General features: G+C 49.8%; 4 protein-coding genes. All 4 read left to right on the top strand.

Annotation, left to right across the window (positions count from 1 at the left end):
• Positions 1 to 19: 19 nt before the first annotated feature.
• Genes JNUCC21_RS12640 through JNUCC21_RS12625 form a run of 4 tightly spaced genes read left to right on the top strand, consistent with a single transcriptional unit; the run spans position 20 to position 15,041 of the window.
• Positions 20 to 292, top strand: coding sequence for an acyl carrier protein (locus JNUCC21_RS12640; RefSeq protein WP_003153264.1), 273 nt, complete (start codon positions 20 to 22; stop codon positions 290 to 292).
• Complete coding sequence (locus JNUCC21_RS12635; protein WP_122504119.1) at positions 289 to 1,653, top strand: long-chain fatty acid--CoA ligase; 1,365 nt, start codon at positions 289 to 291, stop codon at positions 1,651 to 1,653. The genes JNUCC21_RS12640 and JNUCC21_RS12635 overlap by 4 nt, the downstream gene beginning before the upstream one ends.
• A gap of 14 nt (positions 1,654 to 1,667) precedes the next feature.
• Entirely contained in the window at positions 1,668 to 2,405 is a 738-nt protein-coding gene (locus JNUCC21_RS12630; protein WP_025284970.1) for an SDR family oxidoreductase, read from the top strand.
• A 39-nt stretch (positions 2,406 to 2,444) separates the two neighbouring features.
• Complete coding sequence (locus tag JNUCC21_RS12625; RefSeq protein ID WP_369878196.1) at positions 2,445 to 15,041, top strand: SDR family NAD(P)-dependent oxidoreductase; 12,597 nt, start codon at positions 2,445 to 2,447, stop codon at positions 15,039 to 15,041.

Raw genomic sequence — 15,041 nt, 5'->3', positions numbered from 1 at the left:
AGAATGGAGCTGAAAGCAAATGGAACAAACCAAGGAAATGAAGCAGATCATCGCTCAAATCATTCAGGACATTCAAGAACAGCAGTCATATCGGGCCGTCGAAGCGGGAGATGATGTGAGAGTCATAGAGGATCTGGGCTTCTCATCACTGGATATCGCTCAATTAGTCGCACAGATGGAGATGGAAACCGGAGTAGATCCTTTTTCCCAAGGAGAAACAATTTCAAGCATTACAACCGTCGGCAGCATTTGTGATATTTATCAAAAATATATGGACAGTGCTCAATCATGAAAACAGAAAGCGGGGGAGATATCAGCTGGGTGACTGATAAGCTTAGGGAAACGCAAGACAGTGAGTTTCTCATTTTTAAAGGGCAGACTTTTACGTATGATGATTTGCTGACACGAATCAGCTTTTTTCAGAAAGAACTTGAACAAAACGGAATACGTGAAGGAGAATGTGTGGCGCTTATCGGGGATTATTCCCCGAACGCCATTTTTTTGCTGATGGCGCTTTTGTTAAACCGAAATATCGTTGTCCCTCTCAGCAATGAATCAAGGGAAAAGCATCTCGATATGTTTGAAGACGCGAAAGTGAATCAAATCATTGAAATAAATGAAAATGACAGCTGGACGCTTCGTGCAGGTTCTGAAAGCGCCTCTCACCCTCTGCTTGATGACCTGCGCGAGAGAGAGGAGTCAGGCATTATTATTTTCACATCGGGAACTTCCGGCAAAAGCAAAGCATCCGTGTTAAGCGCCGGCCGGCTGCTTGAAAAATATAAAACGGCGAAGAGAAAACCGCTGCGTACGCTCATTTTTCTGAAATTGGATCATATCGGCGGCATTAATACGCTGTTTGCGATTCTGTTTAACGGGGGAACCATCGTCACATCAGACAGCAGAACGCCGGAGTCCGTTTATCAGGCGGTCGACAAGCATGCTGTCCAAGTGCTCCCCGCCACCCCGACCTTTTTAAACATGCTGCTGATGTCCAAGGCGGATGCCGGCTATAACCTCTCTTCACTCCGGCTGATCACTTACGGCACAGAACCGATGCCCCAATCAACGCTGCGCGGCATTCACCGGCTGTTTCCGGATGTACGGCTGAAACAAACATACGGATTAACTGAACTGGGTATATTCTCAACGAAATCAAAAGACAGCCAATCTACTTGGATGAAAGTGGGCGGTGCCGGAACAGAGACCAAAATTACCGGAGGCACGCTTTGGGTCCGTTCTGAGTCCGCGATGCTCGGCTATTTAAACGCACCGTCACCTTTCGATGAAGACGGCTGGTATGACACCGGTGACCAGGTGGAAACAGACGGCGAATATATAAGAATCCTTGGAAGAAAGAGTGAAATCATTAATGTGGGCGGAGAGAAAGTGTTTCCGGCAGAGGTGGAAAGCGTCTTTCTGGAGATACCGAATGTCCGGGATGTTCTCATAACGGGCAGAAAAAATCCGATTACGGGCGAGATTGTTGCGGCGGAGGCCGTGCTTGAAAAAGAGGAAGATATCAAATCTTTCAGAAAGCGGGCCGTAGCTCATTGCAAACAAAAGCTGCAGCCATATCAGATACCGCAGATCATCTCTGTTACAGATCGGAAACTGTCTAATGACCGATTTAAAAAAATAAGAAACGTGTAAAACAGGAGGCAAATATGAATAACGGAAAAGTAGCGGTCGTCAGCGGAGGAAGCCGGGGGCTCGGAAAAGCGATTGTACAGACGCTTTTGGATGAGGATTACATAGTAGCCGCTTTCAGCCGCAGTGAATCTGATTTTATTAACACATTGAGAGAGAGTGAAAAGTACCGCGGCCGCTTTTATTGGGAAGCGGCGGATGCGGCGGATGATGCCGCCATGAAACAGTTTGTTCTTCAAGTATACCGCAAGTTTTCCAGAATAGACGGCTTGGTCAATAACGCCGGTTTGAACCTTGATCAGCTGCTGCCCCTGACCAATGATGAAGACATTGACCGCATCCTCAATCTGAATATCGGCTCAGTCATCAAGCTGACCCGGAACGTTTCCCGTGTCATGCTGAAACAAAATTCCGGATCAATCGTTAACATAAGCTCCATTATCGGCTCAAGAGGATTTAAAGGCACTTCAGTCTACAGTGCATCCAAAGCGGCTCTTGACGGCTTGACGCGAAGCCTGGCCAGGGAGCTCGGGTCTAAAGGAATCCGTGTCAATTCACTTGCGCCCGGTTTTGTGGACACCGATATGACGAAAAATATGCCGGAAAAACAAAAATCGCAGATTATCAGAAGGACGCCGATGGGACGTTTAGGTGAAACAGACGATATGACCGGACTCGTTCGTTTCCTGCTTTCTCCTGAATCGTCCTTTATGACCGGACAGACAATGGCAATAGACGGCGGATTAACTTGTTAAAGCACAGAAAAATTCTTTTGTACAAGGGATGGTATCCTCATGAAATGTATTAACGAATTTTTAAGAACGGTAATAGCGCAAAAGCTGGGTGCCGAGGTGACCGAAGCGGAAGATAAAACCGCTTTTTTTACTCTTGGCGTGACGTCTCTCATCAGTGAAGAAATCATGACCATATTGCATAAAGAATTTACCGGCCTTTCTGAAACGCTGCTGTTTGAATATCCGAACATTGAGAAATTGAGTGAGTTTTTAAGTGCGCAGAAACGAAATCCCGAAAGCGTTCTTGAATTCACAGAAACGGAGCCTGATACGGGAAGCCGGCAGGAAGAAGAATTGCTTCCCGTACAGGCGGCTGAAAAGGTGCCTGAACCGGCAACGGACGGGAGCTCTGATATTGCGGTTATCGGAATGAGCGGGATGTTTCCGAAAGCGGAAAACCAGCATGATTTTTGGAACAATTTAATGGAAAATAAAGATTGTGTCACTGAAATCCCAGAGGACAGATGGGACAGCTCTTATTACTCGGAAGAGAAAACGGCAGAATACGCTTCATACAGTAAATGGGGAGGTTTTATTGATCATCCGGATCAATTTGACCCGCTGTTTTTTTCTGTTTCCCCGTGGGAAGCTGATTTAATGGATCCTCAGCAAAAATTGTATGTCACGTGCTGCTGGGAAGCGATGGAGGATGCCGGTTACGGGAATCCGGCGGCGAGGCCGACGGATCAAATCGGTGTATTCGCCGGAGTGACCTGGAATGAATATTCATTAATTGCACACGAAGAAGGTTTCCTCAAAGATCAGTACAAAGGCCCCGGCTCCTTATATTGGGGCATTCCGAACCGGGTTTCTTATTTCCTTGATCTCCATGGCCCGAGCATCGCTGTTGATACGGCGTGTTCTTCATCGCTTGTCGCCGTCCATCAGGCTTGTCAGGCCATTATGTCGGGCGACTGTGAAATGGCGCTGGCCGGAGGCGTCAACCTCAGCTTACATCCGCAAAAATACATGTTTTTAAGCCAATCGCATTTTCTGTCTTCTGAAGGAAAATGCCGCAGTTTCGGTGAAGGCGGAGACGGTTACGTGCCCGGCGAAGGCGCGGGAGCCGTTTTGTTAAAACCATTGAAAAAAGCGATTGCGGACAAAGACCACATCTACGGTGTCATTAAGGGGTCAGCCACTAATCACGGCGGCAAAACGACCGGGTATACGGTGCCGAATCCGGAAGCGCACCGGGACCTGATTTTATCCGCTCTAAACAGAGCCGCGGTAAGTCCGGCGGATATCAGCTACATTGAAGCTCACGGAACCGGCACGGCGCTCGGCGATCCGATTGAGATACGCGGCCTGTCTATGGCATTTGATAAACAGACCGATGAGAAAAACTACTGCGGAATCGGCTCGGTGAAATCCAATATCGGACATTTGGAAGCGGCTGCAGGGATCGCCGGTTTAATCAAGGTGCTTTTAAGCATGAAACATGAAACGCTTCCCGCCAGTCTGCACTCCGAGGAACTGAACCGCAAGATTTCTTTTTCTGATTCGCCATTTTATGTCGTCCGAAACAACCGGCCGTGGCCGGCTGAAGGAGATAAACCGAGAATCGCCGCAATCAGTTCATTCGGCGCAGGAGGCTCTAATGCCCATCTGATCGTAGGTGCTTATCAGCCAAAACGGCAAGCGGACAAGAATACTGAGCAAAAACCGCATGCCGTCGTATTAAGCGCACATTCCGAACAGCAGCTGAAAGAATATGCCGGGAAATTGAGCTCCTTTCTTGCCCGTTTGGAAAACCTGCCTTCTGCCGGCGGATACAGTCTGGAAAATATCGCTGCCACCTTATTGTCAGGCAGAGAGCCTTTCTCCTTCCGGCTTGCTGTCATTGCATCATCCCTTTCTGAGCTGAAACAGCGATTGGACGGATTTGTAAGCGGTCACAGCGACGGCAGGTATATGTACTTCGGAAAAGCGTCACACGGGCGGCCGGACGTTTCAGGCCAATCCGTTTCAGATCCTGAGAAATTTGCCGCGCTGTGGGTGAAAGGCCTTCAAGGTTGCAAAAAGCCGGAAACGCCGTATCAGAAAGTTCCGCTTCCTACGTATCCGTTTTTAAAGGAAACGTCCTGGCTGACCGATCAAAAAAAGCGGTATACAAAAAAGCCCCAAAATATCAAAAAGCGTGAAGCGCTGCATCCTCTGCTTGATGAGAATATTTCATCCGCCCGGAAAGGGACGTTTCAAAAGATATTTTCCAAGGATGAATATTTCTTTAAAGATCATTTAGTGAACGAAAAATATGTGCTTCCCGGAGTCTGTCATCTGGAAATGGCGGCATACGGCGCGGGATTGTGGGGAGAACGCCCGGTCGTCTCTCTTCAAAGTGTGTGGTACATGGAGCCGATTGTGACAGGGACAGACCCAAGATCCGTCATGATAGAGTTTGAAGCAGAAAAAGAGCGTATAAGCTATGTCATTAAAGAAAAAGGAGCGGACGGCACCCTCTTTTCGCAAGGAGAAGTGATTTGTAAAGAAAAAGGGACGTCTTTAGAGGCCCCGGCCTTTCAGCTCCCGGCGCCATTTGCGCAGAGAACGGAGCCGGAAGACATCTATCACTCGTTCTCTGAGGCGGGAATCGTGCAAAAGGACAGTTTTCAGGTCATCCGCGAATTCTCTTATACAGAAAGGAAAGCACTGGCCAAATTAACGCTCCCGTCACACTTGGAAGCCGATTTTAAACAGTACATCCTACATCCGTCCTTAATGGATGGCGCTGTTCAAACTGCAATGGCGCATGTGCTGCAATTTCAAAAAGAGCCTGCGCTTATCGTACCGTTTTCCTTCGGAGAAATACAGCTGCTTGAACCGTTAGCGAAAACCGTATTTGTGTATGCGGAGGTAAAAGCGGCCTCTGTTCACCAATTTGATCTGCATATTTGTGATGAGCGCGGCGTGCTGTTGGCGGCAGTGAAAGATTTTATCATAAAAGAGGTGCAGGAAAGCGCCGGGTTTAACCAAAAAGCTGGCGTCACGCCGAAGAAAAGCTGTGAAACGGAATTGCTTATGACACCGGTTTGGAACACCGTCACCATTCCGGAAACCGGCATGTCTTTCATGCGTGAAGAAAAAATAATCGTCATCGGGGCCGGGCTGGATTTTCAGCAGGCTTTGAAAGAGATGTATTCCGATGTCCGTTTTCCGGACATCACTTCTTTGGACAGCGCGGAACAAATGGCTGAAACATTGAAAGCGCAAGGCTCTTTTCAACACATGATATGGGCGGCGCCGGATCATCCCATTCCATCCGTTTATGATGCGGATACGGCCGAGGGACAGGAGCACGGGGTCATGCAGCTTTTCCGGCTGGTAAAATCGCTTCTGCTTCTGAATTTTGACACGGAACAACTATCATTGACAATCTGCACGTTTCAAGCACAGCCGATTCATGAACATGATGAGGTCAATCCGAGTCATGCAAGCATACACGGATTAGCGGGGGCGCTCGCAAAAGAATACAGCAATTGGAGCATCCGGCTTCTTGATTTGGAATCTCAAAGGGGAGACCGGCATCTTCCTGATGTCTTCTCTTTACCGTCGGACCCCGAGGGAAATCCGTGGGTCTTTCGTGCAGGTCAGTGGCACCGACAGCAATTGGCCGTCTGCCAGCCTCATGCAGATGAGCCTTCATTATACCGGCACGGCGGGGTTTATGTGATTATCGGCGGAGCAGGCGGAATAGGAGAAGTATGGACTGAATATATGATTCAGACCTATCAGGCGAAAATTATCTGGATCGGGAGACGGAAAAAAGATACACAGATTGAAAGAAAGCTGAAAAGACTTGCAGCTTTAGGTCCCGCACCGCAATATTTCAGCGCGGATGCTGCCGATTATGACTCTCTCAAACGGGCGTATGACACCATTGTAAAGGAAAATGGAAAGGTCCGCGGAATCATTCATTCCGCCATCGTGTTATCAGACCGCAGTTTTGCCAATATGGAAGAGGATCAGTTCCGCGCGTCACTTTCTGCAAAAACTGATGTGAGCTTGCAGATTGCCCGGGTAGCTGAAGGGGAACCCCTGGATTTCTTGCTGTTTTTCTCTTCGATGATGTCGTTTCAAAAAGCGCCGGGACAGAGCAATTATGCCGCCGGGTGCACGTTTAAAGACGCTTTTGCTAAGCGGATCTCACAGAAAGCGCCTTATGCTGTAAAAGTTGTCAATTGGGGCTTTTGGGGAAGTGTCGGCGTCGTGGCCTCAGAACAATACCGGAAACGGATGGAGCGGGACGGAATCGCTTCTATTGAGGCGCCCGAAGCGATGAAAACGCTGGAAACCCTGCTTTCCGGACCTCATGACCAGCTGGCGCTGATCAAAACGACAGATCCGGTTTTTATGAAAGACGATCTGAAAGAACAAGTAACGGTTTATCCGGAAAAGATTCCTTCCGCACTCGGACAATTAGCGGTTAACATCACGCACAATGACGAAGCTGAGCGGTTAAAAGCATCAAGTTTCATGAGCTGCATGAGAGAGATGGAATCCCTTATTGAAAAAATGCTTGTATCAACCCTTTATGAGATGGGAGCCGGTCTTGATCAGGCTTTGCCGTTATTTCAATCGGCTGCCGGCATAACGGAACAATACAGCAGATGGCTGAAAGAGAGCTTTGTCCTCCTGACTGAATTAGCGCTTGCTCCGGAAAAAACGGATCTAGGGCAGGTGTGGGAGGAATGGGAGCGGAAAAAAGAGACTTGGCTGCGCCAGAAAGACATGAGGGCGCATGTCAAATTGGCAGAAGAGACATTGCGTGTGCTTCCAGACATTTTAACCGGTAAGCTTCCGGCAACGGAAGTGATGTTCCCTGACTCCTCCTTCCGTCTTGTGGAAGGCATTTACCGCAATAATATCATTTCTGATTTTTTCAATGACAAGCTAGCTGACACATTGATTGCAGTTTTGCGGGAACGTCTGGAAAAAGACCCGCAGGCGAAAATCCGCATTTTAGAAATCGGAGCCGGAACGGGCGGGACGAGCGCCGCGGTCATGAGAAAATTGAAACCGTATGAAGCGCATATTGCCGAATATTGTTTCACGGATATTTCTAAAGCATTTCTTTTACATGCGGAAGACATATTCGGTCCGGAATATCCTTATGTCACTTATAAAATATTCAACGCTGAGCAGCCGGTATCAACAGAAGCGCCGGACATCGGCACGTATGACGCAGTGATCGCGACCAATGTGCTTCATGCGACAAAAAATATCCGCTCTGCGCTGCGCCATGCGAAAGCAATGCTGCAAAAAAACGGCCAGCTGTTTTTAAATGAGATCAACAGCCGCACCATATTCAACCATGTGACGTTCGGCCTTCTTGAAGGCTGGTGGCTGTATGAGGATCATGATTTACGGATTCCGGGCTGTCCGGGGGTTGAGCCGTCCGGCTGGGCGGAAGCGCTTTCGCTTGAAGGATTCGTCCACCCTCTGTTTCCGGCTGAAGCCGCACACGACTTAGGCCAGCAGATTATAGCGGCTGAAAGTGACGGAACGGTCAGGCTTGCCCTCCCGCAGGCGTCAGAAGAGAAGCCGGAGCGCCGTCCGTATGACGCAGATGGTCTTTCGGATGATACTTTGCATTTCAGCCTGAGAGAAAAAAGCGTTGAACTGATGAAGAAGGTAATCGGTGAAGCGCTTAAAGTGCCGGCGCATCGTCTTTTATCCCATGAACCTTTAACCGCATACGGATTGGATTCCATACTGGTCGTCAGACTGACCAACGCGTTAAAAGACGTCTTCGGTTCTGTCAGCAGCACTTTGTTTTTTGAATATCAAACCATTGATGAGCTTGCTGATTACTTTCTGTCTTCCCGTAAAGAAACGCTCGAGCGGCAATTCGGGAATGGACCGGCTCTTCCCGAAAACGCCGGACGGGTGCAGGCTCCCGCAGAAAGCGCCGCGCCGATTCCAAACGTAAGGGAACGGGGCATCACATATCTGACGGAATTAATAGGAAAAACGCTGAAGATTCCGAGCGGGAGAATGGATCCGTCGGTTTCCTTAACCGCATACGGTTTGGATTCTATTCTGGTCGTCAGGCTCACGAATGCTTTTCGTAACGTGTTTGACCAAATGACCAGCACCCTCTTTTTTGAATATCAGACGATAGAAGAAATCGCGGATTACCTGTTTCTTTCTCAGCGGGGAGCATTTATGAAAGCGATGGGTGTGCGTGAGGAGCAGCTGTCTGATCACACAGATAACCTGAATGTAAAACCAAACAAAATTCCTCAAAACGAGGAAGGCAGCAGGACGAACGGAGATCCCTCTATCCAGGATATCGCTGTCATCGGTCTGTCAGGCCGGTATCCGGGCGCCGATCACGTTGATGAGCTGTGGGAAAATGTAAAAGCCGGCAGGCATTCTATTACTGAAGTGCCGAAAGATCGCTGGGACTGGAAAACGTTTTATAACGAGGAACGCGGAAAATGGGGGTCCATTTATTCAAAATGGGGCGGTTTTCTCGATGACATTGATAAATTTGATCCGCTGTTTTTCCGTATATCTCCCGCGGAAGCTGAAAGGATGGATCCGCAGGAAAGGTTGTTTCTGCAGACTGCTTATTCAAGCATTGAAGATGCGGGGTACACCCCGGCCACGCTTTGTGACAGCCGGAAAATCGGAGTCTTTGTCGGTGTGATGAACAGCAATTACCCGACAGTTCCCAGCGACTGGTCTATCGCAAACAGAGTATCGTTTTTGTTCAATTTCCAAGGGCCGAGTATGGCTGTGGATACAGCATGCTCTTCTTCTTTAACAGCTGTCCATCTCGCCGCAGAAAGCCTGCGGAGCGGAATGAGTGAAACAGCGATTGCCGGCGGAGTCAATCTTATCGTTGATCCGGCCCACTATGAGCGGCTGTCCGCTTTTTCAATGCTGTCTCCCGGTGATAAATGCAAATCTTTCGGAGACAGTGCGGACGGTTTTGTTGACGGTGAAGGAGTAGGGGCGATTGTGTTAAAGCCGCTTGCTCAAGCGGAGAAAGACGGCGATCATATTTACGGCGTTATCAAAGGAAGCATGCTGAACGCAGCAGGCAGGACAAACGCTTATATGGTGCCAAATCCGAAAGCGCAGTTTGATCTGATCGCAGAGACGTTGAAACGGACAGACATTCACCCGAGAACGGTCAGTTACTTGGAAGCCCACGGAACGGGCACTGCGCTCGGTGATCCGATTGAAATCGACGGGTTAACGAAAGCTTTTCGCCTGACAACAGAAGACCGGCAGTTTTGTTCCATCGGTTCCATTAAATCAAATATCGGACATTTAGAAAGCGCTGCCGGGATTGCGGGGATCACCAAACTGCTTCTGCAATTGAAACATAAGAGGATTGCCCCTTCATTGCATGCGGCGGAATTGAATCCGAATATTGAGTTTGAGCACACTCCGTTTTTCGTACAGCAAAAAGAAACGGAATGGAAACGACCTGTCTTGAATATCACGGGTAAAATGAAGGAATATCCGAGAATTGCCGGCATTTCCTCGTTTGGAGCAGGAGGTTCAAACGCACATGTCATCATTCAGGAATATGTGCCGTCTGACAGCCTGAAACCAATGGAAAACGCGTCTGTTTCTCCGCAAAAACCGGCTGTTATCATTTTATCAGCGCGAAATGAGCAGCAATTATCAGAGCGCGCCCGCCAGCTTCTGGATGATGTCATAAGAAAAAAACGTTCTGACGGGGATTTGGCCAAGATCGCTTACACGCTTCAGGCGGGAAGAGAACCGATGGCTGAGCGGCTTGCATTTACGGCCGAGTCGATAGAAGAACTGAAAATGAAGCTTATGAGTTTCTCAAACGATCATAATATCGAACATGCTCATATCTGGCGGGGCAGGACAGCCAAACATCATTCATTGGCGGCTTCGCTCACTTCTGATGAAGATATGGCGCTTACCATAAATGCCTGGCTGAGAAAAGGGAAATACGGAAAGCTGCTTGACCTTTGGGTTAAAGGACTTGACGTCGATTGGTCAGCTCTTTATCAGTGTAACCCGGGCCGCATCTGTCTCCCGGCCTACCCTTTTGCCAAAGACCGATATTGGGTCACAAAAGCTGATGTGTCACTTGACAAAACAGGCTCAGCGAAAAGTGAGAAAGCAGCCAGACTTCACCCGCTGCTCCATACGAATACATCGACCTTTACCGCCCAGCGTTTTACTTCTGTTTTTTCAGGATATGAACCGTTTTTTGCCGATCACATCGTCAATGGAAAACCGGTGCTTCCGGGCGCGGCTGCTTTAGAAATGGCCCGGGCCGCCGTTACATTTGCCGCCGAAGACTTGCCGGGCGGGAAAACGGGTGTAAGGCTCAAACAGATCGTTTGGCTCCGTCCGGTGACGGCGCTTTCTGAAGGAGTGGCGCTTCATGTAAAGCTTCAGTCGGAAGAAAACGGAGACATTGCTTTTGAAGCGTATGCCGAAGGAGAAGAGCCGCTTGTCTTTTTCCAGGGAAAGGCCGTGCTCGAAGAGACGGAGCGTGCTCCTGTTCTCGATGTGGAAGCGCTTCAGGCGCGCTGCAGCGGCCGTCACTTGTCAAAGGCTGAGTGCTATGAAGCGTTCGACAGCCTCGGCATCACCTACGGACCGTCTCATCAGGCGCTTGACGCCGTCTATGCCGGAAACGGAGAAGTGCTCGCGAAGCTCACTCTTCCGCCGTCCGCCCGCGAGGAAAAGGAGCCGTTCATCCTGCATCCGAGCATGCTGGACGCCGCCCTTCAGGCTTCTATCGGTCTCGTGCTCTCAGACGGTTCCGCGTCCGGACGGCCGTTTCTGCCGTTTGCCCTCCAGGATATGCAGGTGTTTTCTGCGTGCCGGGAGACGATGTGGGCGGTGCTTTCCTCAGCGGACGGCGCCTATCATATTGAGCTGTGTGATGAAAACGGCGCGGTATGTGTCCGATTGAAGGGGCTCACCGCCCGTTTTCTGGAAGAGGAAACGGAGGAAAAACCGCTCTTGCTTCAGCCAAAGTGGCAGGAATCACCACCGGATGAAGGCGGCGGACAAGAAGAGTCTTTCAGATACGTGACGCTGTATGGCGGAATGAACGCTGAGGACATAAGCGGCGGCGCCGTATGTGCGGCTGACGGCGAAGGTCCGATTGAAGACCGTTATGACGCCTGCGCGGCGGAGCTGTCAGCGATCGTCACGCGTCTTATCAAAGAAAAACAGAAGAAAAAAACGCTGATCCAGCTTCTTGTCCCCGACAGGGGGGAAGACAATGTATTGGCGGGGCTGGCCGCTTTTCTGAAAACGGCTCACCTTGAACATCCGAAGCTGTACGGCCAAGTCATCCAAGCCGATCCGGACGAGTCAGCCTCGGCGCTTCTTGCCAAGCTGAAAGAAAACCGGGCGCATCCTGAACAAGCGGAAATCCGTTATGAAGACGGCAAACGTCTCGTCAGAAACTGGCGTCATCTGCCGGCGCCTCAAAGCGCCGCCGTTCCGTGGAAAGACGAAGGGGTCTACCTCCTCACCGGGGGAGCGGGCGGCATCGGCCTGATTTTCGCTGAAGAAATAGCCTCCCGCGTCAAAAACGCCGTCCTCGTATTAACGGGGAGGGCGGAAGTGCTTGATGAAGAGCGCTCCGCCCGCTTACGGCGCTTGGAAGCGTCGGGCGCCCGCGTATTTTATCAACCGGTTGACGTGACAGACAGGGCGGCTGTCATCGCCCTCGTCCGCGGCATACAGGAGGAGCACGGAACACTCGACGGGATCATTCACGGCGCAGGCGTGATCGCTGACAACTACATTCTGAACCAGACAGAAAACGAACGGAAGACCGTCATGGCGCCGAAGGTGAAAGGGCTTATCAATCTTGATGAAGCAGCGAAAGATGTGCGGCTGGACTTTTTTATTCTGTTTTCTTCCTTAGCGGGAGGCATGGGAAATTCGGGGCAGGCCGGTTATGCGGCAGCCAACGCATTTATGGACGTATATGCAGCCCGCCGGAACCGTCTCGTGCGGGACAACGAGCGGAGCGGGCAGACCCTGTCCGTCAACTGGCCGCTTTGGGAAGAGGGCGGTATGCGCGTGGACAAAGAGACCAAACGGATGATGTATGAACAGACCGGGATGAAAGCCATGCGATCGGCTTCAGGCATCCAGGCGCTTTATGCGGCTTTTGCCTCCGGAGAACACCAGGTCATGGTGGCAGAAGGCGACGAAAAACGGATTCGAAAAAACCTGATGCCTGAAGCGCCGGAACCGTCCAATAGCATTCATGTGTCAAGGAAGACGCACGTCCATCTGCCAAATAAAGTACAAGCGCAACTCAAACATATGATATCAGGCATTCTGAAGGTGAAAGAAGAAGAAATAGATGCTGAATCAGAGATGAGAGATTATGGCTTTGATTCGGTTTCATTCACGCAGTTTGCAAATGAACTAAATAAAACGTATGGGCTTGAACTGACACCGGCCGTATTTTTTGAATACCCGACAGTCTTTAGTTTTGCCCAATACTTGCTGACGGAACATCCGGATACATTCGGCTCACAGGCAGAAACAGAAACGGAGAAACCGGTTGTGCGTAAAAAAATGAAGACGGAGCCATTCTCGATTCAGTCCCGCCTTCCTAAAACAAAAACCGCAGCTGCACCTGAGCCCGTGGCGATAATCGGAATCAGCTGTGCATTTCCAATGGCCGAAAATCCGGAAATGTTTTGGGAGAATTTAGCCGGAGAAAAGGACTGCATTTCTGAAATACCGCCGGAGCGCTGGGACTGGAGACAGTATTACGGAGATCCGCAGAAAGATAAAAATGCGAGCAATGTAAAGTGGGGCGGCTTCATTGATGAAACCTCTCAATTTGATCCTTTATTTTTCGGTATTTCTCCGCATGAAGCCGAAATGATGGATCCTCAGCAAAGACTTTTAATGATGCATGTATGGAAAGCGATTGAAGATGCCGGCTGCTCTGCCAAAAGCCTGTCAGGTACAAATACAGGCATTTTTGCAGGCACGACAAACAGCGGTTACGCCCAGGAAGCTTCAAAGTTCCATATAGAGATTGAGGGTTCTTCCGCCGCCGGAACGGTTCCGTCAATCGGTCCGAACCGCATGAGCTATTTTCTGAATATACATGGGCCGAGCGAACCGATTGAAACCGCCTGTTCAAGCTCATTGGTCGCTGTTCACCGTGCGGTCAGGGCAATTCAGGCCGGAGACTGCGGCATCTCGATTGCAGGAGGCGTCAATGCTATTGTGTCGCCGGATATGCATATCAGCTTTAATAAAGCGGGAATGCTCAGTGAAGACGGGCGCTGCAAAACATTTTCCGATCAAGCGGACGGGTATGTCAGAGCTGAAGGTGCGGGCATGATTGTTTTGAAAACATTATCCGATGCGGAACGTGACGGCGACCGTATTTATGCCGTTATTCGCGGAACGGCGGAAAATCATGGCGGACGGGCGGCTTCCCTTACATCGCCGAATCCGAAAGCACAGACAGAAGTCATGATAAAAGCTTATCAGCAAGCGAACATCGACCCCCGTACAGTGAGTTATATTGAAGCCCACGGCACAGGAACGGCGCTCGGAGATCCGATAGAAATCAATGGACTCAAAGCGGCTTTTGCAGCGCTTTATCAGAAAGCCGGAGTAACGGCGCCCGATCAGCCTCATTGCGCCATCGGTTCCGTCAAAACGAATATCGGCCACACAGAGCTTGCCGCCGGCATGGCCGGGCTTTTAAAAATTATTTTGCAGATGCAGCACAAAACGCTCGTTAAAAGTCTGCATTGTGAAACCGTTAATCCGTATATCAGCCTCGACGGCAGCCCGTTTTATTTCGTCCGCCACACTCAGCCGTGGAAAGCTGCGACTGATGATAGCGGAAATGAACTGCCGCGGAGAGCGGGTGTCAGCTCGTTCGGATTTGGCGGTGTCAATGCTCATGTCGTGCTCGAAGAATATGTTTCTCCTGTTGAAGAGAAGCAATGGACGGCCGGTGAACTTCAGCCGTCCTTATTCATTCTCTCGGCAAAGACGGCGGAACAGCTGAAGGAACGTGCGGAACAGCTGTGCAGATATTTGGAAAAGACACATTCAGCTGACGGAGCTCTTGCGGGTATCGCTTATACGCTTCAGCTTGGCCGGGATGAAATGGAAGAGCGTCTTGCCGTCATTGCTGAAACAAAAGAAGAGCTTACGAACGCGCTGAATGATTTCCTCAGCGGCAAGGAGACGGGGCAGAATTTCTTTACAGGCCGGAACAAAGCGATGAAACAGCTGTTTACAGAGATGACGGACAACGCAGAAATGAGCGGGACCGTAGATCAATGGATTGAAGCAGGAAAGTATACAATGCTTGCAAAATTATGGGTGCAAGGTTTACATGTCGACTGGAATAAATTATATCCGGATGAAAGGCCAAAAAAAGTCAGCCTGCCCGTCTATCCTTTTGCGAAAACACATTGCTGGATACCGCACAGTGCGCAGCATATAAGGCACCGGGAGACTTATGAGACTGATACGTCCCCGCTTGAGACTTATGAGCGCCTGCTTGATGATTTGGAGAAAAACGAAATAAGCATAGAAACCGCTGTAAAAAGAACGATCGGTTTTTACAGGGATTAG

It is taken from the genome of Bacillus sp. JNUCC-21 (assembly GCF_041222765.1).
GTDB classification, from domain to species: domain Bacteria; phylum Bacillota; class Bacilli; order Bacillales; family Bacillaceae; genus Bacillus; species Bacillus velezensis.
The sequence above is the reverse complement of the archived record's forward strand: the minus strand, read 5'-3'. Positions and strand labels throughout refer to the sequence as shown.